Raw genomic sequence first — 21,093 nt, 5'->3', positions numbered from 1 at the left:
GTCAGCTCCCCGCGATTTCTTCCTGCAAAATCTCCAGTTCGAGCCAGCGGGTCTCCAACGCGTCCTTGTCGGCCTGTGCCTTGGCGAGTTCGGCGGCTTTTTCCTTGAATTTCTCCGGAGTCCTGGTGAACAGGTCGGGGTTGGCGAGCTCGGCTTCCAGCGTTTTAATGCTCGTCTCCAGCTCCTCGATCACGGCGGGGAGCCGCTCATAGTCCCGCTGGTCCTTGTAGGTGAGCTTCTTGCGCGGTGCGGCGGATTTCTGAGGGGTATCCTTCGATTTATTGGCCTTCGCGGCCTTCTTTTCCGTGCCGCTCTTCGCACGCTTATAGTCGGAATAGCCGCCGACGAATTCCTCCACCTTGCCCCCCTTATCGATCACGATGATCGAGGTCACGAGCTGGTCGAGGAATTCACGGTCATGGCTGACAACCAGCAGCGTTCCGTCATAGCCCGAAAGCATTTCCTGCAACAGGTCGAGGGTTTCCATATCGAGATCGTTGGTCGGCTCATCGAGGACGAGGAGATTACTCTCCCGTGCCAGCAGTTTCGCGAGCAGGAGACGGTTCTTCTCGCCGCCGGAAAGCGCCTTCACCGGGCTTTTCGCCTGCCGGTCCTCAAACAGGAAATCGCGCAAGTACGCCACCACATGGCGCACCTCGCCGCGCACCAGAAGCTGCCCGCTGCCGGGATCGGCGAGCGTGTCCCAGAGGCTCATCTCCGGATCGAGGCTTTCGCGGTTCTGGTCGAATATTGCCGGTGTCAGGTTGGTGCCGAGTTTGACCGTGCCGGATGTCGGCGTGAGCTTGCCCATGAGGATATTGAGGAGCGTCGTCTTGCCTGCGCCATTGGCCCCGATAATACCGACCCGGTCCCCTCTTTGTATTTTGGTGGAGAAATTCTCTATAACGTCATGTTTTTGGCCGTTATCATCGACATAGGTCATCGAGATTTTTTCGGCCTCGACCACCGTTTTACCGCTTTTAGATCCGCTGCTGACCGTCAGCTTGGCGCTGCCGACAGGCGCCTGCCGCTCCGCCCGCTCCGCCCGGAGGCGATGCAGCGCGCGGATACGGCCTTCATTACGGGCACGGCGGGCGGTGATTCCTTTACGCGACCAGTCGGTTTCCTCGGCGATTTTCTTGTCCAGCTTTTTCGCCTCGACTTCCTCACGGCGGAGGATTTCCTCGGACCATTCCTCGAAGGCGGAAAACCCCTTGCCATGGGTGCGGAGCACGCCCCGGTCGAGCCAGAACAGCCGGTTGGTGAGGTTTTTCAGGAACTGCCGGTCATGGCTGATGATCATCAGCGCGCCCTTGAAGCTCTTCAGCTCCTCCTCCAGCCAGAGGATGGTGGTGATATCGAGATGGTTGGTCGGTTCGTCAAGCAGCAACACATCCGGCTCCGAGACCAGCGCCTCGGCAAGGGACACGCGCCGCGCCTCTCCCCCGGAAAGCGTTTCCAGCAGGCGGTCGCCCTTGATACCGACGCCGTCCAGCACCTGATCGACGAGATATCCCATATCGCCATCCTGATCGCCGCCATTGAGGCCGCTTTGCACCTGTTCATAGACGCTGCGGCCAGGGATAACCAAAGGCTGCTGACGGAGATAGCTGACCTTCACGCCGCTCTGCTGGAAGCGTTCCCCGCCGTCGAGATCGATATCGCCGGCGAGCGCCTTTAAGAGCGTCGACTTGCCCGAGCCGTTCCGCCCCATGAGCGCAATGCGCATCCCCGGCTCGATCCCGAGCGAGATATCAGAGAACAGATCGCCGCCACCAAAGGTGATGCGGGCGTCTTGCAGGGCCAGAATAGGAGCCGCCATGGAAATTACGTGCCGTTAAGTTGGAATTGTCCGTTGGAGAGGCTTCTAGCATTGAAGCACCCTCTACCGCAATTCCCGTGACGGCTTTGCACATTATTTCACATGGCGGACGACGTTGAAGCCTTCTTCGGGCATCGGCGGGATGAAGAAGCGGCTGAACATGTCGAACTCCGCATCGCTCGCCTTGAACGGATGATCGCCGGTCTTGTTCCGTGCCCTCAGGCGGGATTTGCAGACCGTGTTCGGGATATCGAGATAATGCAGCTCATGCGTGACCTCCGCCGCCTCGAACAGCTCGCGGCCCCAGCGGCGGCTCTCCGGCGTATTGGCGGGAAAGTCGAGCACGACCGAGGATCCGGCCCTCAGCAGCGCGACGATATGGTCCTTCAGCGCATATTTCAGCCGGATGGAGGAACGAATATAATCGCTGATGTCGTTGATCTCGCCGTTATAGAGCTCGGCCAGCAGGGTGTCTTCGGACAGCAGAAAGGTGCCCGGCTGCCGCGCGAGGCGGGCCGCCAGTGTCGATTTGCCTGCGCCAATCTTGCCGGACAGAAGGTAGAGGACGGGCGCGTTATGCCCTCTGTCCGGTTCGCGGCCGGGCGGGGTATTTTCCTGGGGTCTCTCTTGTAACATTGTATCGTCTCCTGATTTTAAGGGCCTTCGGAGACGGAGCAATAAAAAACCGCCTCAGAGGGCGGTTGGATCGTTGCCGTTAGGGCATACAGATTTCCGCCATTCGGGGAATGGTGATAATCTTCGCCACAAGAATGTTCATGCAGTATGCCATGCGCGTATTTAAACGACAGGTTGGGGCCGTTTGTCAAGGCACTTGCGTAAAAATGATCTGAGAGCGGGGAAAATTTCCTTTCCTTCTTTAGAACGGCTCTATACAAGACCAAATTCGTCTGTTATAAACCCCTTGAAAACAGACTAAATTGGTACGATATAGATAACATCATGATCAAGCTGAGCAAAATGACCGATTATGGCGTGGTGATCATGTCCGAGATGGCGCGTCTGCCGGGCCGGACGATGACGGCGCCGGACGTGTCGCTGCATACGGGCCTGCCGGTGCCGACGGCGGCGAAGATCCTCAGGATTCTGGCGAAAAGCCCGTTCCTCACCTCGCAGCGCGGCGCCCATGGCGGCTATCACCTGACTCACGCGCCGGAAGATATCTCGATTGCCGAGATTGTCCGCGCCATGGAAGGACCGGTTGCGGTTACCTCCTGCGTCGATGACAGCATCGAGGATTGCTCGGTCCAGTCCTGCTGCCCCATGCGCGGTGGCTGGGAAAAGATCAACCGGGCGCTCAATACCGCGCTCGAAGACGTGACATTGGCCGATATGTGCGATGACACGAAAAATGTAATCACCGAACGGAGGGGGCGAGAGACCGTTTCGCCCGCCTCCCAACTTCAAGCGGAGTAATATTATGGCTATTGCCCGAGAAACCGTCGACCAGGTCGCCGCTGTTTCCGACAAATATAAATACGGCTTTTTCAGCGACATCGAATCCGATACCGCGCCGATTGGCCTGAATGAGGATATCGTCCGCTTTATTTCCGCGAAAAAGGAAGAGCCGGAATGGCTGCTGGAATGGCGGCTGAAGGCCTATCGCCACTGGCTGACCATGATCGAGCCGGAATGGGCGAATGTGCATTATCCGAAGATCGATTTTCAGAATATCTACTATTATTCCGCGCCAAAGGAAAAGTATCAGCCGAAAAGTCTCGACGAGGTCGATCCGGAGCTGCTGGAAGTCTACAAGAAACTCGGTATCCCGTTGAAGGAACAGGAAGTCCTTGCCGGTGTCGAAGGCGCGCATAACGTCGCCGTCGATGCGGTATTTGACAGTGTGTCCGTCGCCACGACCTTCAAGGCACGGCTGGAAAAGGAAGGCGTGATCTTCTGCCCGATTTCGGAGGCCGTGCGCGATCATCCCGAGTTGGTGCAGAAATATATGGGCTCTGTTGTTCCTTATACAGATAACTACTATGCGGCGCTCAATTCGGCTGTCTTCACTGACGGCTCCTTCTGCTACATCCCGAAGGGCGTGCGCTGCCCGATGGAGCTATCGACCTATTTCCGCATTAATGCGGCCCAGACCGGCCAGTTCGAGCGGACATTGATCATCGCCGAGGATGAGAGCTATGTGAGTTACCTCGAAGGCTGTACGGCGCCGATGCGCGACGAGAACCAGCTTCATGCGGCGGTGGTCGAACTTGTCATCATGAAAGATGCCGAGATCAAATACTCAACCGTGCAGAACTGGTATCCGGGCGATGAGAATGGCGTTGGTGGTATCTACAACTTCGTGACAAAACGCGCCGCCTGCCGCGGGGAGAATGCGAAAGTCTCCTGGACGCAGGTCGAGACCGGCTCGGCGATTACCTGGAAATACCCCTCCTGCATCCTGCAGGGCGACAACTCGGTCGGGGAGTTCTACTCCATCGCCATCGCCAACAACATGCAGCAGGCGGATACCGGCACCAAGATGATCCATCTTGGCAAGAACACGTCGAGCACGATCATCTCCAAGGGTATTTCGGCCGGACGCGCGCAGAATACCTATCGCGGCCTCGTCCGCATGGGAAAAAAGGCGGAGAATGCCCGCAACCACACGGTCTGCGACAGCCTTCTCATCGGCGATAAATGCGGCGCCCATACGGTGCCCTATATCGAGAACCAGAGCCGTACCGCCAAGATCGAACATGAGGCGACCACCTCGAAAGTGAGCGAGGAGCAGCTTTTCTATTGCCAGCAGCGCGGCCTCACGGAAGAGGAGAGCATGGCGCTGATCGTCAATGGTTTCTGCAAGGAAGTATTGCAGAAGCTCCCCATGGAATTCGCGGTGGAAGCCCAGAAACTCGTCGGCATCAGCCTTGAAGGCAGTGTCGGCTAAAGGAAATTGAGAGAATATAATACTATGTTGGAAATCAAGAACTTACACGCCACCGTCGGCGGCAAGGAAATCCTGAAGGGCATCAATCTCACCATCAATGCGGGCGAGATTCATGCGGTTATGGGCCCGAACGGCGCCGGCAAGAGCACGCTGTCCTATGTCCTCGCGGGTCGCGACGGCTATGAAGTGACCGAGGGCGAAGTCCTCTACAAGGGCGAAGACCTGCTGGCCCTCTCTCCGGATGAGCGCGCCTGCCACGGCATCTTTCTCGCCTTTCAGTATCCGGTGGAAATCCCGGGCGTGGCCTCGGCCACCTTCCTGAAGACCGCCTATAATGCACAGCGCAAGTTTCGCGGCGAGCCGGAAGTGGACGCGATGGAGTTCCTCAAGCTCATCCGCGAGAAAACGAAGGAGCTCGAGATCAAGGACGACATGCTGAAACGCGCCGTCAATGTCGGCTTCTCCGGCGGCGAGAAGAAGCGCAACGAGGTGTTGCAGATGTCGCTGCTTGAGCCGGACCTGATGCTGCTCGACGAGACCGACAGCGGTCTTGATATCGACGCGCTCAAGATCGCGGCGGACGGCGTGAACCGTCTGCGCAGCCCCAAGCGCGCCGGGCTGATCATTACCCATTACCAGCGGCTGCTCGACTATATCGTGCCGGATTTCGTCCATGTGCTGGCGGACGGGAAGATCGTCAAGTCGGGCGACAAGAGCCTCGCCCATGAACTGGAAGAAAAAGGCTACGCGGCACTGAGTGCGGCCTGATCGGAATATTGATGAGTAAAATGAAAAGCTTAACGCCTTTAGCTCAGAATTACGTTGATCGCTTCGATGCGCTGCGGACGACCCTGCCCGGCCATGGCAATCCGCTGGTGGCAAGCGCCCGGGAAGCCGGGCTTGCCCGCTTTGCCGCGCTCGATTTTCCGGGCCGCAAAGTTGAGGACTGGCGCTTTACCAACCTCTCGCCGCTGACCAAGGGGTTCGAGACGGAAGGCGCCCCGGCATCGGATGAAGTCCCGGCGCCGGAGTTTGAGACGCCGCATGTGATGACCTTTATCAATGGCCGTTTCTCTGGCGATGACAGCCGTCTGGGCGACCTGCCGGACGGCATCAAACTTGCCTCCCTCGCGGCGGAGCTGGAAGCGGACAACAACGCCCTGCCCGATAGCGCCGCCGAGGAATCCCGCGCCGTCGTTGCACTCAACACCGCCTTTATGGAGGATGGTTTTGTCCTGACGGCAGAGCCAGACGTGAAAATCGATGAGCCGATCCTGATCCGTTTTCTGAGCCAGACGGGCACATCCGAGAATGCGCGGCATATGCGCAATATTATCCGCCTAGGCGCAAACGCCGAGGTGACATTGCTGGAGGAACATGCCGGGATTAACGGCCATGCCTATTTCGCCAATCCGGTGACCGATATCGCCCTTGAAGAGGGATCGTGGCTCCATCACTACAAGCTGCAGGCCGAGAGCGACACAGCCTTTCACCTTGCCAATGTCGATTGCAACGTCCCGAAAGGCGCGACTTACGAGAATTTCAGCCTGTCCACCGGCGCGCGGCTCAGCCGCAACGAACTGGCGACCCGCATTACAGGGTCCGGTGCGACCAGCATTCTGAACGGCGCCTATCTGATGCGGGGCAAGCAGCATTGCGACACCACCACCATCACCCGCCATCTGGTGCCGGAGAATGACAGCCGTCAAGTCTATAAAGGCATTCTCGATGATGACGCGCAAGGCGTCTTCCAGGGCAAGATCCATATCGCCCCGGATGCGCAGAAGGTCGCGGGCGATCAGCTGAGCCGGGCGCTGCTGCTTTCCGAGCGGGCCTCCGTCGCGGTCAAGCCGGAGCTTGAGATTTACGCCGATGACGTGAAATGCAGCCACGGGGCCTCCTCCGGCGAGCTGGATGCGGATGCCTATTTTTACCTGCAATCACGCGGGATCGATGAGAAGACGGCGCGGAAAATACTGATCGATGCCTTCCTCGCCGACGTGCTGGAGGAAGTCTCGAACGAGGCGGTGCGCAGCTATTTTGCCGATATCACCGCCCGCTGGATGGACGAGGTATAGGCCATGAATGACATGACAACATTCGATGTAGAGAAAATCCGCAAGGACTTCCCGATTTTTGGTCGCGAAGTCCATGGCAAGCCCCTCGCCTTCCTCGACAGCGGCGCGTCGGCGCAGAAGCCGACCGTGGTGCTGGAGGCGATCGAGAAGGCTTATTCGGAAACCTATGCCAATGTGCATCGCGGCGTTCATTATCTCAGTCAGGTCTCGACGGATCTCTATGAATGCGCGCGGGAAACCGTACGGGCGCATCTCAATGCCGCCAGCGTCGAGGAAATCATCTTCACCAAGAACGCAACCGAGAGCATCAATCTGGTCGCCTATTCCTACGGCTGGACAAATCTGAAGCCGGGAGACGAAATCCTGCTCTCGACGCTGGAGCATCATTCGAACATCGTGCCCTGGCAACTGATCGCCGAAAAAACCGGCGCCGTCGTGAAGGCCGTGCCCATCGACGCGCATGGCGAGTTCATGATGGAGGCCTATCATGATATGCTGGGCCCGAAGACGAAGATCGTCGCCGTCACCCATATCTCCAACGCCATCGGCACGATCACGCCGGTCAAGAAGATTATCGAGGCCGCCCATGACGCGGGCGCGGTAATCCTGATCGACGGATCACAGGCCGCGCCCCATATGAAGCTTGATATGCAGAGCCTTGGCGCGGATTTCTATGTCTTCACCGGCCACAAGGTCTTCGGCCCCACGGGGATCGGCGTGCTCTATGGCCGTGAGGCACTGCTGGAGGCCATGCCGCCGTTTCTGGGCGGCGGCGATATGGTCGGGCGGGTCACCTTCGAAAAGACAACCTATGCCAAGGGCCATTCGAAATTCGAGGCCGGGACACCGCCGATTGTGCAGGCCATCGGCCTTGGCGCCGCGATTGACTATATAAATAACATTGGGCTCGAAAAGATCGGCGCGCATGAGCAGGCCCTGCTCGCCTACGCCACCGAACAGCTCGGCCAGATCAACAGCCTGCGGATTATCGGGCAAGCGCGGCACAAGGCGCCGATCATCTCCTTCACGCTCGACGGGGTGCATCCGCATGACATCGGGACGATCGTCGATCGCGGCGGCGTCGCCATCCGCGTCGGCCATCACTGCGCCCAGCCGTTGATGGATCATTTCGATGTGGCGGCAACGGCCCGCGCCTCAATGGCACTTTACAACAACCGCGCCGATATCGATGCCCTGGTGGAATCGGTGAAATCGGTACAGGAAATTTTTGGCTAGGACAGATCGCTATGATGGATGAACTAAGAGAGCTTTATCAGGAAGTGATCCTTGATCACAGCAAGAACCCCCGCAACTTCCGCCATCCCGAAGATGCGAACCATGAGGCGCATGGCTATAACCCGCTCTGCGGCGATACGGTGAATGTCTATCTCCGGCTCGGCCATAACGGCCTGATCGAGGATGCCGCGTTCGAGGGTAAGGGCTGCGCGATTTCGCTCGCCTCCGCCTCGATGATGACGGATATCATCAAGGGCAAGACAGAAGCCGAGGCGCGGGAAATTTTCAGTGGCTTCAAGAAGCTGGTGACCGGCGAGGAAAATAATTTCGACGCCGGGGAGGATACGGACCGGCTGATGATGCTGGCCGGGGTCAAGGAATTTCCCATGCGCGTCAAATGCGCGACCCTGCCCTGGCACGCCATGACCTCGGCCATGGATGAAAAGCCGGAAGTGACAACGGAGTAAGCAATGACGGCAATGGATAAAATAGAGCGCCCTGTCGCCACCGGCCCGTTTGAGGAAGGCACGACCGGCTCCCCGCTGGAGGAGCCCATCGTGGCGGCGCTGCGCGAGGTGTATGATCCGGAAATTCCGGTCAATATCTTCGATCTCGGCCTCATCTATGTGATCGATATCGGTGAGAACGGCGATGTCTTCGTCGGCATGACCCTGACTGCGCCGGGCTGTCCTGTCGCCGGGGAAATCCCGATCTGGGTCCGCGATGCCGTCATGCCTGTCGAGGGCGTGAAGGATGTCGAGGTGGAAATCCTCTGGGATCCACCCTGGAATCCTGATAATATGTCCGACGCGGCGAAGCTAGACCTTGGAATGTTCTAAGTTGTTATTATATAAGGCCCATAGGTGATATATGACTGATACGCAAATTATGACATTGACGGACAGCGCCGCGAAGCGCGTGAAATCCCTGCTCGGCAAGGCGAGTGAGACCCCGCTTGGCCTGCGCATCGGGATCACCAACACCGGCTGCAACGGCCTGACCTATACCATGGATTACGCAACGGACCGGAAACCCGACGATGCGATCGTGGATTCAGGCGATATCACCCTGCTGATCGACCATGACGCCGTGCAATATGTCGCGGGCACCGAGATGGACTGGCTTGAAGAAGGGCTGCAATCGCGCTTCACCTTTGAAAATCCCAACGAAAAAGGCCGCTGCGGCTGTGGCTCCTCCTTCCACGTCTAGGACTTCAAGAAAATCAGGCCTGATTCTGGCCGGGGTCGTGCTGGCGGTCGTCTCGTCTGCCCTGATTGCCATGACCCTCGTTCAGGCGGACGACAGCTACAAGGAATATGGATACCATATGATAACCCCGCTGGAAGCCGACGCCCTGTTGAAACAGCAGCCCGATGCCGTTGTCCTGGATATCCGCACGCCGGAGGAATTCAACGCTGGCCATATCGCGGGCGCCGTCAATATCGATTACTTCGCCGCCGATTTCGCAGACCGGATTGCCGGTCTCGATCCCGAAAAAACCTATGTCCTGCATTGCAAGTCCGGCGGGCGCAGCGATCGCTCCCTCCCCCTCCTCCGCGCGAGCAATATTACCAACGTCCATCATCTCGAAGCTGGATTTGACGGCTGGAAAGCCGCCGGTCTGCCGATCGCCAGACCCTGAGCCGTCGATCTTCCCTTCTTTTCGCGCATCCCAAACCCGTTCGTGACATAAACTGGCCGAATTGCTAGTCTTTACTGACAATTCAGGACAAGAACGAGGAATAAAGCAGGATGCAGGACCGTTACGGCAATGAGGTCAGCACAGGATCACGGGCGGCGCTTGACGCCTATATCGAGGGGGTCGACCATTTTCTGGCCGCCCAGGTCGCAGCCGAGGACGCGTTAAAACGCGCCGTGGACCATGATCCGTCCTTCGCCCTCGCCCATGCCGCCCTCTCCAGATACTACCAGGTGACCGCCCAGCCGACCGAAGCGCTGAAATCGATGATCTCGGCGCGGGAGCTGGGCGCCGGATTTACGGCGCGCGAGCGATCTCATGTGGCGATTGTCGGGCAACTGCTTGATGGCAACAGCGCCGCCGCCTACAGGGACATCAAGCGCCACACCTCTGATCATCCCCGCGATGTGATGATGCTGCAGCCCTGCGCCGGGGTATTCAGCCTGATCGCCTTCAGCGGGCGCGTCGGGCGCGATGCGGAAACCTTCGCCTTCTTTGACAATCTCAAGCATCATTTCCATAACGACTGGTGGTTCGATAGTGTGATGGCCTTCGCGCTCTCGGAAATTGGCCGGCTGGAGGAAGCCAGACCGATCATCGAGCGCTCGTTCAAGAATAACCCTTCTAACGCCAACGCCGCCCATTACATGGGGCATTTCCTCTATGAGAGCGGGGCGCATGAGGAAGGCCGCGCCTTTATTCATGACTGGCTGGAAAGTTATCACCGCAGCTGCCTCATGCATTGCCATATCAGCTGGCATGATGCCTTGTGGTCGCTGGAACTTGGCAAGCGTGAAACGGCTTGGGAAATCTTCGATGAAGCCGTACGGCCCGGCAATGCCTGGGGTCCGCCGATCAATGTTCTGACCGATACGGTGTCCTTCCTGCTCCGGGCGGAGATTGCCGGCGAGAAACGGCGAAAGGATCTCTGGCAGGAGGTCAGCGATTACGCCCGCATCCATTTCGCCGCACCCGGCATCAGCTTCGTCGATGCCCATTCCACCATCGCCCATGCCATGGCCGGAGAGGAGGAACTGCTCAACGAGCTTCGCGAGACGTCCTCCGGCACGGCGAGCGACATGGTCAATGCTCTCCCCGAAGTCTATCGCGCCTTTGCCGCACAGAAATGGCAGGCGGTGATGGATCGGATCATTCCCGTCATGGGCAATCATGAGCGCCTCGGCGGCAGCCGGGCGCAGCGCGACCTGCTGGAATTCACCCTGCTGCATGCCCTGCTCAAGCTCGGCAAGCGGGAGGAAGCGGAACGCCTTTTCCTTCTGCGCCGTCCCACCCTCGCGAAAGATGGCCTGCCCCCGTCCCTGTTCCCGGAGGCGGTCGACGCCTAGAATTTCACGAGAGGTCCATGCGGGCCGGAGGCGAGCGTGAGAAACGTCCGGTCCTCGCGCAGCAAAAACTTTTCCTTTTGCGCAAATTCGTAAGTCTCCCGCCCGAGCGGATCCTCTTTGAGTCGCGCGCGGTAGGCCTCATAGGCCGCCAGGCTTTCGATGTTATAGACGCCATAGGCGAGCGTCGAGGAACCCTCATGCGGCGCGAAATAACCGACGAGATCGGCGCCGCAGCGCGGGATCGCCTCCCCCCAGTTCCGCGCATATTGCATGAACTGGTCTTTCTTCGTCGGGTCGATATGGTAGCGGATAAAACAGGTAATCATCTTTCTCTCCTTCTCTGTGTCGCCGGAGAATAGTCCTTGCCCGTCGTTAATGCTTCGCTTACTATCGAACTATGAAAGAAGGACCGGATATCGCCCTGCTGGGCTCGCTGATCGGGGAACCGGCGCGGGCCAACATGCTGACCGCGCTGCTCTCGGGCAAAGCACTGACGGCGAGCGAGCTCGCGGGCGAAGCGGGTATTTCCGCCCAGACCGCCAGCTCTCATCTTGCGAAAATGCAATCCGGCGGCCTTCTCATTCAGCGCAAGCAGGGGCGGCACCGCTATTTCGCGCTTGCCGATGACGATGTCGGCAGCCTGCTGGAGGCGATGATGGGCCTCGCCGCGAAGAAGGGACATCTCCGCACCCGGACCGGCCCGAAGGACCCGGCGCTCCGCCATGCGCGAGTCTGCTACAACCATCTCGCGGGCGATCTCGGCGTGCAGATGATGGACAGCCTGCTCGCGAAAAATCTCCTCACACCGGAGAATGAGGGCCTCGGCCTCACCGAGAGCGGAAAGAGCTTCTTTGAAGAGTTCGCCATTGATTTTGAACCGCTCGAAAAGCTCCGCCGCCCCTTGTGCAAATCCTGCCTCGATTGGAGCAACCGCCGCAGCCACCTCGCCGGCTCCCTCGGCTCCGCCCTCCTCACCCGCTTCAATGACCTCGGCTGGGCCCGCCGCCTTGAGAACTCCCGCATTGTCAGCTTTAACGTGCGCGGGGAGCGGGAATTTATGCGGATGTTTGCGGTCTAAGGGGTTTGGCGGACATCATTTGGTGAAGCGCCCCTCTCCGCCGACCATGGCGATACCGCATTTCAACGCCGGGTCCAGCCGCAGGCCGCTGGCTTCCACCATCTTTCGGGACGGCATGTTCGTGGCGGCGACCAGTTCATGAATGCAGTCCGCGTCAAACCGGGAAAAACACTCGGACACCATTTTCGCATTGACGAATTTGCCCAGTCCCATTCCCCGATGCTTCGGAGAGACGGCGACGAGCCCGCCCCATGCCCATTTTTTATAGGGGCTGAACCGGTTGTAGGAGAAGTAGCAATGCGCCGCGGCCGCGAGGGTATTGTCCGCGTCAACAATCGCCACCGTAAGCGCCGGACCATCCAGCCCCGCCAGTTTTGTCCCGGAGAAGGGCGCAATCCCCTGCTCCGCCATGAAGGCTTGAAGCGCCGCCATCTCCGCGCTCTCGGAATCCTGCAATTCCGGACAATAGCGAAAGCCATCGGGCAACCCGGCGGCGAGAATGGCGGTTGACGCCGGGACGGCCTCTTCGCGGGTCGCCACGAAGACGTCCCAGAAATCAATTTTGCAATTATGCGCCTGCAGTCGGCGGGAGATTGCCTCCGTCTCTTCGGACGGGATCAGCCGAAAACCGAACACCCCGTCGCGCTTCAGGATATCGAACAGCGTGTCCCACCCCAGCACGTCCGGATTATCCGCGCCTAGAAACCGCCCGGGATCACAGGCGCCCGGCGTGCTCAGCATCCAGTCACGGGCCTTTTCCGCGGCCATCTGCAACGCCATCTGCTGTTCAGTCCCAAAATATCCCGGCATTCATCCTCCCCGCCTGACCTGTTATCGGATATTATAAAGAGGCGGCGAAGGGAAGTCACTAAAAGGCGCCGCGCCTTGACGGCTCACGCATTGTGGGTTTTAGTGCGAAGGGGGTACGGGAGTTTTTACGGTCGTTTGCGGTTTGAACATGGTTAGATAGAAATATTAGCATCACCTTACTTCGATGAATATTTTGTTTTTTTAAGTAATTTCTATTCAACTGATAATATAACTGCGCTGCAGTCATCATTTTGTATGATAGCTCTTGCCATTCCAATGCTCATTCCGCCGAAACCATTTCTGGCACGATATTTCATTGTCAGAGAATGGACTCCATTCTCATTTACAGGTGAAATCAGTGTTTCTATATGTTCGAAACTATCAGGATCACGCATCTGATTTTCAACTTCTCGTTCAACTATTCTATGAGACCCATCCCAGGGACTGAGACAATGAAATCCCTTCCTTTTTTCTTCAGCTTTTTTAGCTTCTTCTTGAGCAATACGATCGGCTTCTTCTTGATTTTTTGCTTCTTGTTCTTCCATCAAGCGGTTGTACTCTTCGGGATTCGTCTCTTTTAGTTCCTCCAAATCAGGCGATATAAATGATTTCACAATGAGCGAAATTACGAATATTATTACGAAAACGGCCATTAATCCGATAAATAATTCTTTGGTTTTTTTCTTTTGCTCTTCGAGCTTTTTAATAATTTCTTCTTTATTGGATCGTTCTTTTCCTAGTGGTTCGCCACAAGAGGGACATGCTGCAGCATTAATAGATATGGGATTGTTACAAGTTGGGCAATTTATTAATTTCGAACTCAATTACCAAATCCCCCTAGCAGCAAATAATTTCTACCTTTAATTGATATCATAGCAGAATTATCTTTTTTAAACCTGAAGGTCAAGATTTTTACTGAAATGCTTGCCATTTCCTCATCGTGCCAATTTCTCTTGCATTCCACGCAACAGTTTGCTATAATTACGCCTTCACGTTGCAGGAAGGGATTTCCTGTCTTGCGTTTTACGGGGGCGGCCGCCCCTTCAGCCAATTTCCATATATATGCGAAAAAAGGATACCCGGCGATATACAGCGCGTCTATGCAGGATGTCTGTGCGGGGTATTTGCGGTCCGGTAAGCCGGATGGCGTTGTGCGGGGTCTGATCGGCCCCTTAAAAGCGGGGAGAGGCCAGCCTGCCGATTATGGGCAGGCCCCAGTGTCCCCCTTCAGAGGCAGCGTTCCAGGATGGCCCCGGTAGGATCGGCGGAGAAATCGCCGAGGCGGCTCATGGTACCGATGATCTGCAGGCGATCGGCAGAAATCAGGTCCATCATACGGATAGAGCCGTCAATCTGGACCAGGCCGTAGCGTTGGCCGGTCTGCCAGACGGAAGTCAGCGGTGTTCGGGCGTCTCCCTCCACGTTGTGCGACAGATCCTGCGCGCCGAGGACAATTGCCCCTCCGTCTGTATTGCAAGCCGTGCTCCAGGGTCCGCGAAGGCGGAGGGGCACGGTATCAAAGTTCCGGACCTTACCATACGGGACGTTGATGACCTCAGTAAAGCGTGCACGCAAATTGACGGGCTTGACAATGGGAGCGATCGGGGTCGGTCGTTTGTTTAACGCCAGCTCCGGTCCCTTCCCGTCGTCCGCCATCGAGGAATAGGGTGTGACAAGGCTGTAAACAGTCAGGAAAGCGGCCAGCATCGCCCCGCCAAGGGCCAGGCTGCCGACAGCAAATTTTGTGTTCTTGAACAGGCGGGAATCACGGAGCCGCGGGGCCTCGTCGATATCCACACGGTGATAGACATTGCGGTCCTTCGCCGGATCGAAATATCCCCCGAGGATGCGGACGCGCGCATCGCCCCATTCTTTCACCAGCTTGCGCGCAATCTCCTGCGCGGGATTTTCCGCGTCATAACGGTCGAAACTGCGCCATTTCGTGTCGAAAAGCGTCTGCACGACATATTGCGAATAGCTGTGGTGGGCCGGTGTCATCGTCTCTCTCGGGGCTCGCCTATAATGGTTTGCGCCCGAGATTATGAAAACAGGATAAATAAACCGTTAATTTCGCACGATTTTTTATCGTTTTCGCTTAGGTGACCGCGACGACCGCGCCATCCTTTTCATGCATGACGATGACCGGCTCCATGCTCTCGAAGACATCGTCGTCGAGATGGCAGAGAATGCGGTGGCCGTCCTGAAACTCCTTCAGCGGCGGCAGCTCGGTCTCGCAGATACTGCCGATCTTGCGCGGGCAGCGGGTCTGGAACGGGCAGCCGGGCGGTGGATTAACCGCCGAGGGGATATCCCCCTCCAGAATAATCTGCTTCTGCTCGACCGAGGTATCGGCGATCGGCACGGCAGAGAGCAAGGCCTCCGTATAGGGATGATAGGGCGGCGAGAACACCTCGTCCGTTGTCCCCTGCTCCACGATATGGCCAAGATACATTACCACAACGCGATCAGAGAGATAGCGGACGACGCTCAAGTCATGGCTGATGAACAGCAAGGTTGATCGGAGCTCGTTCTGGATTTCGGTGAGCAGCCCCGTCACCGCCGCCTGGACCGACACATCGAGCGCCGAGACCGGCTCATCCGCGACCACCACCGCCGGATTGCCGGCAAAGGCGCGGGCGATACCGATGCGCTGTTTCTGGCCGCCGGAAAGCTGGCGTGGTCGCCGATGGGCGAAATCCCGCGGTAGTTTTACCAGATCGAGCAGGTCATTGACCTTGTCGCGGACCTTGTCCGGGTCATTCTCGACGCCGAATTTGCGGATCACGCGGGCAATCTGGCTACCGACGGAATGGGACGGATTGAGGGTGTCGAACGGGTTCTGGAACACCATCTGAAGATGGCCCACCGTCTGTGCCTTGCGTTTTTGCACGGTGACATTGGCCAGATCCTCCCCGTTCAGGATAACCTCCCCCTCTGTCGCCTCCTCCAGCCCCATCAGGACCTTCGCGAAGGTGGATTTGCCGCAGCCGGATTCGCCAACGATGGCGACGGTTTCCGCCTCGCGCGCATCGAAATTGATATTCTCGTTCGCCTTCACGGTTTTTACCGCGTCGCCGCGGATCATGGCGATGATCGAGCTTGACTTGATCTCGTAATATTTCTTCATATTCCGGACTTTGAGTACGACCTTGCCCGATTTCACGGACTTGACCGTCACCGCCTCATGATCGCCTTCGGACCAGTCGATATCCTCGAACCGGGCGCAGCGCACCATATGCGCCTCCTCCTCCGGGACGGGCCGCATATTGATCTTGTCAGTGGTGCAGATCCCTTCCTTGCAGAAGGCGCAGCGCGGCGAGAAAAAGCAGCCCTGCGGGCGCTGATGCGGCAGCGGAAGCTGTCCCGGAATGGGCACCAGCGGCCGCTCGTTCTTGTCGGCGCCGGGGAGCGGGATCGAGGCGAACAGGCCGCTCGTATAGGGATGCTTCATATCGTCGAAGACTTCATGCACGGTCCCGTCTTCCACCGCCTCGCCGGAATACATCACCGTCACCCGGTCACAGGTATCGAGGATCAGCCCGAGGTTATGGGAGATATAGATCATCGCCGTGCCGAATTCCGCCGAGATTTCCTTGACCAGCTCGACAATGCCGCGTTCCACCGTCACATCGAGGGCGGTCGTCGGCTCGTCCAGCAGCAGCAGGTCCGGCTTGGAGAGCAGTGCCATCGCAATCACGACGCGCTGCTGCTGACCGCCGGAAATCTGGTGCGGATAGCTGTTCATGATCCGCTTCGGATCGGGCAGTTTCACCGCCTCCAGCAACGCAAGGGCGCGGGACATTGCCTCGGCCTTGGTGACATCTTCGTGGAACAGCGGCACCTCGGCCAGCTGTTCCCCGATCTTCATGGACGGGTTAAGGGAGGCCATCGGCTCCTGATAGATCATGGCTATTTTGGAGCCACGGAGCGCCCGCAGTTCATCCTCCGACATGGTGCGCATATCGCGGCCATGGAAGAGGATTTCCCCGCTCTTGATATAGCCGTTGGAGCCGAGATATTGCATGACGGCAAGGGCGACGGTGGACTTGCCGCAGCCGGACTCCCCGACGATGCCGACGCCCTGCCCCGGCATCACCTTCATGTTGAAGTCGATCACCGCCGGGATCTCCCCGCCGCGTGTATCGTAGGAGATGCAAAGGTTGCGGCATTCCAGAATAGGTGTCTGTTCCATGCTTTACTCCTAATCCTTCATCGATATTTCACGCAGGCCGTCGGCCAGCAGGTTGAAGCCGAGAACCAGCGACGAGATTGCCGCGGCAGGGACAACCGCCATATGCCCTGCGAAGCTGCCAAGCGGCTGGGTTTCCGCGATCATCTTGCCCCAGTCCGGATCTGGTGGCGGCAGCCCGAGACCGAGATAGCCGAGCATGGCAATGGTGATGGTGGTATAGCCAAGCCGCAGGCAGGCATCGACGATAAGCGGCCCGCGCGCATTCGGGAGCAGCTCCACCAGCATGATATACATCGAGCTTTCGCCCCGTGTCTGGGCGGCGAAGATATAGTCCCGCGTTCGAAGGTCGAGCACAAGCCCGCGGACGATACGCATGATCCCCGGCGCCGAGGCGAAAGTCACCGCGAGTACGATGTTAAAGCCCGTGGCGCCGAGATAGGTGATGATGATGATATAGAGCACGATCACCGGGAAGGAGAGCAGCACGTTGGAGATGAAGGAGATCACCTCGTCATACCAGCCGCCGAGATACCCCGCGACAACGCCCATGAACATGCCGACGATATAGGCCACCACGGTCGCGGTCGTCGCCCAGACCAGAACCTGCTGCGCGCCAAAGATAACGCGCGAGAGAATATCCCGGCCCTTATGGTCGGTGCCGAGCCAGTAAAGCCCACCGTCCCGCGCATCCGCGAGGGGCATCTTGAACGGCTCCAGCGGAGCGTTCGGATCATAAAGCGGCAGCACCGGCGCCAGGATCGCCAGGATCACCCAGAAGAGGATCAGCGAGAGGCCAACGATCGCAATGGGACTTTCCCGAAGTAATCCGAGCGACTTGAATATCTTGCTCAACATCGAGGGAGAGGTGTCGTTTGATTGAATTTCCGCAGCCATGTCAACGCCCTCCCTTAAGTGAACCGGATACGCGGATTAAGCAGCGTATAGCCGATATCCGAGATGAATTGCGAGAACACGGCGACGAACACGGCGACCAGGGTACAAGCCTCGATCACATAGATGTCGCCGAACAGCGCCGCATCGAGAAGCAGCTTGCCAAATCCTTTATAGGCGAAGAAAACCTCGACCACGATGACGCCGGAGAGCAGCCAGTTCAGTTGCAGGATGATCACCGTGAACGGCGCAATAAGCGCGTTCCGAAGTGCGTGTTTCATGATCACCCGCCGATAGGGGATGCCTTTCAGCACCGCCGTCCGGATATAATGCGATGTCATGACCTCCGCCATGGAGGCCCGCGTCATTCGGGCGGTATAGCCGAAGCCATAGACGACGAGCACGAAGACGGGCAGGAATATCTCCGCCCAACTGAAACCGCTCGTCATCGCCGAGGTGCCGGGCAGCCAGCCCAGCCAGAAGACAAATATGGCGGAAAAGAAGGTGGCCGAGGCAAACTCGGGCACCGATGTCGTCAGAACCGACCCGACCGAGACCACCCGGTCCTGAAGCGATCCTTCCTTCATGCCCGCAATAACCCCGAGGGTAAGCGAGAGCGGGATCATGAAGGCCATGTAAAGCCCCGCAAGGATGGCGGTATTGCCAAGCCGGGGCCAGAGGACGTCTGACACCGGGGATTTATACTGGATTGAATATCCGAAATCACCGGTCAAGGCATTGCCGACCCAGGTGACATATCGTTCCAGGAAAGGCTCGTTATAGCCGTTATTTTCAAGCCACAGCTCGCGCTGCTCCGTGCTTGAATAGGGCCCGAGGACCTTGCCGGCGACGGCCAGCTTGTCGGATTCGAAAATCGCGAAAAGCGTAAAGGAGACAATGACCATGATAAGGGCCATTGAGAGAAATCGACGAAACGCCAGTATCAGCATGTGTTTGCTCCCCCCGGGGCAAAAAAGCACTAGAAGCAGATAAGGGCGATGTTATATCGCCCTTATCTTCACGTCTTGATTTAGCTGTCGATCCAGACTTTATAAAGCTGGTGATACTGGGTCGGATGCGCTTCCACATTCATGACCTTCTCGCTGGCCAGGAAGAATTTCGGCTGCCAGATCGGCTGGATGATAATCGCATCATCCTGGATAATTTTCTGGACCTCCTCCATGGCGGCTTTACGTTTCTCCGCATCAACGAGCGACTCTGCCTTATCGAGTGCTTTTTCGAATTCGGGGTTGCTGTACCCGGTTTCGTTCCATGGCACACCGGACCGGTAGGCCAGGCTCAGAACCATGGTGCCGAGCGGGCGATGGGTCCAGGCGGTGATGCCGAACGGCGTCGTTGCCCAGATTTCCCAGTATTTCGAGGCCGGCATCAAGTTCAGGTTGAGCGTGATTCCGGCTTCGGCGGCCTGGTCTTTCAGGATTTCGCAGACCTGCTGCTGCCACGGACCGTTAGTATTACCAACGTCGATGGTCAGCTCGATCCCGTCCGGATATCCGGCTTCGGCGAGCAGGAGCTTGGCTTTATCTATATCCCGCTCGATGCGGTTGAGCGCGAAATATTCCGGGTGGATCGGCGAGACATGGTGATGCTCACCCACATCGCCGCGACCCTGATAGATCAGCTCGTTATACTTCTCCGCGTCACAGCAATACATCAAGGCCTGACGCACGCGCTTGTCGTCGAACGGCTTTTGCGTAATATTCATGCGCATCACGCCGGTCTGGGCCGTCCGCGCTTCCAGGATTTTCATGCCCGGAATGGACTGCGCCATGCCGAGGGAGGCGATGTCGAACTCATAGTTCATATCCACCTGACCGGAGGCAACGGCGGCAAGCTGGGCTGCGGAACCGGCGCCATGGTCGAAATAATGGATTTCGTCGAGATAGACTTCCCCGCCCCAGAAGGGCTCATCCGGATATTTTTCACCCCAGTAAGGCTGGTCGACACGTTTGAGAACCGCCTTCTCGCCAACCGCAAAATCAACGAGGGTAAACGGACCCGTGCCATTCGGCTCCTCGACAAGGTTGCCCTTGAAGCCGCGGTGAACGATCATCGTCGGATAGTTGTAGAGGTTTTCCGGGATCGACAGAACCGCCGAATTCAGGTTCAGGCGGATTGTGTAGTCATCAACCTTTTCAAGCGCGCCTTCCGTCATCACCTTCTTGGCATCGTCTCCCTCACCGACCGTGGTGAGCATGGAGTCGAACAGGCCGACGTTGGAGGAGCCGGTGTTCGGATCGAGCCAGCGGGTGAAGTTGAACATCACGTCATCGGCGTTGAAGTCATCACCGTTATGCCACTTGATGCCCTGGCGCAGCTTGAAGGTCCAGGTTTTCAGATCGTCCGATGCGGACCAGCTTTCCGCGAGATACGGGCGGGTCACATTGTCCGGGCCGGTCATGACAAGATACTCGCACACCTGCCGGGCGACGTTCGATGGCGGCGTCCAGCTATAGACGGCCGGATCGTTCATCTCCTGCACTTCCATGGAGACTTTCAGGATGCCGCCCTTTTTAGGTGTCGCCGCTTTTGCTTCCAGTGTCGGGTCGGCAATTCCGGCGATCGAGTAGGCCGCCGCGGCAGAGAGGCCCAGCAACGTCGAGGTTCTGAGAAACTCGCGGCGGTCCATCTTGCCACTCTTGAATTGTTCGGTAACATCCTTGATCTTGGGATGAATGCGCCCCGGCATTTCATGATCCATTTTCTTGACTGTCATCTTGGGTAACTCCCTATCCGTTGATTTGTCGCATCTTGTTTACTTGCTAAAACTTGTATCGATCACTTGATTTTCACATTTTTCCAGCGATCTTTTTGTTCATTTTACGACTATATTTTTCCTGTCCAGATCAAATTATGCCGCAATTTCAACCATTTTGATCTTCTTTATTCTTTAGCATAGTGAAACTTCAGCCAGCTCGTCAATGGGAATAGAAAAAAATATTATATACTTTCGGTATCATTGTATAGTTTTGTGATAGCGAAATAAATCCAAATAAATAAAAGGAAAAATAT

General features: G+C 57.4%; 21 protein-coding genes. 11 read left to right on the top strand and 10 right to left on the bottom strand.

Annotated elements, in window-relative coordinates; all coding sequences use genetic code 11:
- Position 1: 1 nt before the first annotated feature.
- Positions 2-1,822 (bottom strand): ATP-binding cassette domain-containing protein, encoded by a 1,821-nt coding sequence (locus tag AACZ19_RS14915; protein ID WP_339635272.1) that lies wholly within the window; start codon positions 1,820-1,822, stop codon positions 2-4.
- Between the two features lie 93 nt (positions 1,823-1,915).
- Positions 1,916-2,458 (bottom strand): ATP-binding protein, encoded by a 543-nt coding sequence (locus AACZ19_RS14910; RefSeq protein WP_339635271.1) that lies wholly within the window; start codon positions 2,456-2,458, stop codon positions 1,916-1,918.
- Positions 2,459-2,782: 324 nt separating this feature from the next.
- On the opposite strand from AACZ19_RS14910, the gene AACZ19_RS14905 reads away from it, so the two are divergent.
- From AACZ19_RS14905 to AACZ19_RS14860, 10 genes are all read left to right on the top strand, one after another.
- Complete coding sequence (locus AACZ19_RS14905; protein WP_339635270.1) at positions 2,783-3,256, top strand: SUF system Fe-S cluster assembly regulator; 474 nt, start codon at positions 2,783-2,785, stop codon at positions 3,254-3,256.
- Positions 3,257-3,260: 4 nt separating this feature from the next.
- Entirely contained in the window at positions 3,261-4,730 is a 1,470-nt protein-coding gene (sufB, locus tag AACZ19_RS14900) for a Fe-S cluster assembly protein SufB (RefSeq protein ID WP_339635269.1), read from the top strand.
- Between the two features lie 24 nt (positions 4,731-4,754).
- Entirely contained in the window at positions 4,755-5,498 is a 744-nt protein-coding gene (gene sufC / locus AACZ19_RS14895) for a Fe-S cluster assembly ATPase SufC (protein WP_339635268.1), read from the top strand.
- 11 nt (positions 5,499-5,509) lie between these two features.
- A complete protein-coding gene (gene sufD, locus AACZ19_RS14890) occupies positions 5,510-6,808 on the top strand; it encodes a Fe-S cluster assembly protein SufD (protein ID WP_339635267.1) in 1,299 nt (432 codons plus the stop codon).
- Positions 6,809-6,820: 12 nt separating this feature from the next.
- Positions 6,821-8,044, top strand: coding sequence for a cysteine desulfurase (locus AACZ19_RS14885; RefSeq protein WP_339635383.1), 1,224 nt, complete (start codon positions 6,821-6,823; stop codon positions 8,042-8,044).
- An 11-nt stretch (positions 8,045-8,055) separates the two neighbouring features.
- Positions 8,056-8,511 carry a Fe-S cluster assembly sulfur transfer protein SufU gene (sufU, locus tag AACZ19_RS14880; protein ID WP_339635266.1) on the top strand — a complete coding sequence of 152 codons (456 nt, stop codon included), beginning with the start codon at positions 8,056-8,058 and terminating at the stop codon, positions 8,509-8,511.
- 3 nt (positions 8,512-8,514) lie between these two features.
- Complete coding sequence (locus tag AACZ19_RS14875; RefSeq protein WP_339635265.1) at positions 8,515-8,883, top strand: SUF system Fe-S cluster assembly protein; 369 nt, start codon at positions 8,515-8,517, stop codon at positions 8,881-8,883.
- Positions 8,884-8,914: 31 nt separating this feature from the next.
- Entirely contained in the window at positions 8,915-9,253 is a 339-nt protein-coding gene (locus AACZ19_RS14870; RefSeq protein ID WP_339635264.1) for an iron-sulfur cluster assembly accessory protein, read from the top strand.
- 37 nt (positions 9,254-9,290) lie between these two features.
- Positions 9,291-9,686 carry a rhodanese-like domain-containing protein gene (locus AACZ19_RS14865; protein ID WP_339635263.1) on the top strand — a complete coding sequence of 132 codons (396 nt, stop codon included), beginning with the start codon at positions 9,291-9,293 and terminating at the stop codon, positions 9,684-9,686.
- Between the two features lie 110 nt (positions 9,687-9,796).
- Positions 9,797-11,089 carry a hypothetical protein gene (locus AACZ19_RS14860; protein WP_339635262.1) on the top strand — a complete coding sequence of 431 codons (1,293 nt, stop codon included), beginning with the start codon at positions 9,797-9,799 and terminating at the stop codon, positions 11,087-11,089.
- On the opposite strand, the gene AACZ19_RS14855 is transcribed toward AACZ19_RS14860, so the two are convergent.
- The gene (locus tag AACZ19_RS14855; RefSeq protein WP_339635261.1) at positions 11,086-11,415 is read right to left on the bottom strand and encodes an NIPSNAP family protein; all 330 of its coding nucleotides are present in this window, start codon (positions 11,413-11,415) and stop codon (positions 11,086-11,088) included. The two genes, AACZ19_RS14860 and AACZ19_RS14855, sit on opposite strands and share 4 nt — an antisense overlap.
- A gap of 71 nt (positions 11,416-11,486) precedes the next feature.
- Between AACZ19_RS14855 and AACZ19_RS14850 the strand changes: the two genes are divergently transcribed.
- A complete protein-coding gene (locus tag AACZ19_RS14850; RefSeq protein WP_339635260.1) occupies positions 11,487-12,167 on the top strand; it encodes a helix-turn-helix domain-containing protein in 681 nt (226 codons plus the stop codon).
- A 15-nt stretch (positions 12,168-12,182) separates the two neighbouring features.
- On the opposite strand, the gene AACZ19_RS14845 is transcribed toward AACZ19_RS14850, so the two are convergent.
- The 7 genes from AACZ19_RS14845 to AACZ19_RS14815 all read right to left on the bottom strand — a co-directional run bounded on the left by AACZ19_RS14845 (position 12,183) and on the right by AACZ19_RS14815 (position 20,797).
- Positions 12,183-12,977 carry a GNAT family N-acetyltransferase gene (locus tag AACZ19_RS14845; RefSeq protein WP_339635259.1) on the bottom strand — a complete coding sequence of 265 codons (795 nt, stop codon included), beginning with the start codon at positions 12,975-12,977 and terminating at the stop codon, positions 12,183-12,185.
- A gap of 212 nt (positions 12,978-13,189) precedes the next feature.
- Positions 13,190-13,801 carry a hypothetical protein gene (locus AACZ19_RS14840; protein WP_339635258.1) on the bottom strand — a complete coding sequence of 204 codons (612 nt, stop codon included), beginning with the start codon at positions 13,799-13,801 and terminating at the stop codon, positions 13,190-13,192.
- 403 nt (positions 13,802-14,204) lie between these two features.
- Complete coding sequence (locus AACZ19_RS14835) at positions 14,205-14,975, bottom strand: hypothetical protein (RefSeq protein WP_339635257.1); 771 nt, start codon at positions 14,973-14,975, stop codon at positions 14,205-14,207.
- Between the two features lie 97 nt (positions 14,976-15,072).
- The gene (locus tag AACZ19_RS14830) at positions 15,073-17,169 is read right to left on the bottom strand and encodes an ABC transporter ATP-binding protein (protein WP_339635256.1); all 2,097 of its coding nucleotides are present in this window, start codon (positions 17,167-17,169) and stop codon (positions 15,073-15,075) included.
- Between the two features lie 9 nt (positions 17,170-17,178).
- Positions 17,179-18,063, bottom strand: coding sequence for an ABC transporter permease (locus AACZ19_RS14825; protein WP_339635255.1), 885 nt, complete (start codon positions 18,061-18,063; stop codon positions 17,179-17,181).
- A gap of 14 nt (positions 18,064-18,077) precedes the next feature.
- Positions 18,078-19,010, bottom strand: coding sequence for an ABC transporter permease (locus AACZ19_RS14820; protein WP_339635254.1), 933 nt, complete (start codon positions 19,008-19,010; stop codon positions 18,078-18,080).
- Between the two features lie 80 nt (positions 19,011-19,090).
- Positions 19,091-20,797, bottom strand: coding sequence for an ABC transporter substrate-binding protein (locus AACZ19_RS14815; protein WP_339635253.1), 1,707 nt, complete (start codon positions 20,795-20,797; stop codon positions 19,091-19,093).
- Between the last annotated feature and the right edge of the window lie 296 nt (positions 20,798-21,093).

It is taken from the genome of uncultured Sneathiella sp. (assembly GCF_963973085.1).
GTDB lineage: Bacteria > Pseudomonadota > Alphaproteobacteria > Sneathiellales > Sneathiellaceae > Sneathiella.
The sequence above is the reverse complement of the archived record's forward strand: the minus strand, read 5'-3'. Positions and strand labels throughout refer to the sequence as shown.

Coding starts and splice junctions, on each gene's coding strand:
- AACZ19_RS14915 (WP_339635272.1), bottom strand. CDS start 1,822: ATGGCGGCTCCTATTCTGGCCCTGCAAGACGCCCGCATCACCTTTGGT.
- AACZ19_RS14910 (WP_339635271.1), bottom strand. CDS start 2,458: ATGTTACAAGAGAGACCCCAGGAAAATACCCCGCCCGGCCGCGAACCG.
- AACZ19_RS14905 (WP_339635270.1), top strand. CDS start 2,783: ATGATCAAGCTGAGCAAAATGACCGATTATGGCGTGGTGATCATGTCC.
- sufB (WP_339635269.1), top strand. CDS start 3,261: ATGGCTATTGCCCGAGAAACCGTCGACCAGGTCGCCGCTGTTTCCGAC.
- sufC (WP_339635268.1), top strand. CDS start 4,755: ATGTTGGAAATCAAGAACTTACACGCCACCGTCGGCGGCAAGGAAATC.
- sufD (WP_339635267.1), top strand. CDS start 5,510: ATGAGTAAAATGAAAAGCTTAACGCCTTTAGCTCAGAATTACGTTGAT.
- AACZ19_RS14885 (WP_339635383.1), top strand. CDS start 6,821: ATGACAACATTCGATGTAGAGAAAATCCGCAAGGACTTCCCGATTTTT.
- sufU (WP_339635266.1), top strand. CDS start 8,056: ATGATGGATGAACTAAGAGAGCTTTATCAGGAAGTGATCCTTGATCAC.
- AACZ19_RS14875 (WP_339635265.1), top strand. CDS start 8,515: ATGACGGCAATGGATAAAATAGAGCGCCCTGTCGCCACCGGCCCGTTT.
- AACZ19_RS14870 (WP_339635264.1), top strand. CDS start 8,915: ATGACTGATACGCAAATTATGACATTGACGGACAGCGCCGCGAAGCGC.
- AACZ19_RS14860 (WP_339635262.1), top strand. CDS start 9,797: ATGCAGGACCGTTACGGCAATGAGGTCAGCACAGGATCACGGGCGGCG.
- AACZ19_RS14855 (WP_339635261.1), bottom strand. CDS start 11,415: ATGATTACCTGTTTTATCCGCTACCATATCGACCCGACGAAGAAAGAC.
- AACZ19_RS14850 (WP_339635260.1), top strand. CDS start 11,487: ATGAAAGAAGGACCGGATATCGCCCTGCTGGGCTCGCTGATCGGGGAA.
- AACZ19_RS14845 (WP_339635259.1), bottom strand. CDS start 12,977: ATGCCGGGATATTTTGGGACTGAACAGCAGATGGCGTTGCAGATGGCC.
- AACZ19_RS14835 (WP_339635257.1), bottom strand. CDS start 14,975: ATGACACCGGCCCACCACAGCTATTCGCAATATGTCGTGCAGACGCTT.
- AACZ19_RS14830 (WP_339635256.1), bottom strand. CDS start 17,169: ATGGAACAGACACCTATTCTGGAATGCCGCAACCTTTGCATCTCCTAC.
- AACZ19_RS14825 (WP_339635255.1), bottom strand. CDS start 18,063: ATGGCTGCGGAAATTCAATCAAACGACACCTCTCCCTCGATGTTGAGC.
- AACZ19_RS14820 (WP_339635254.1), bottom strand. CDS start 19,010: ATGCTGATACTGGCGTTTCGTCGATTTCTCTCAATGGCCCTTATCATG.
- AACZ19_RS14815 (WP_339635253.1), bottom strand. CDS start 20,797: ATGACAGTCAAGAAAATGGATCATGAAATGCCGGGGCGCATTCATCCC.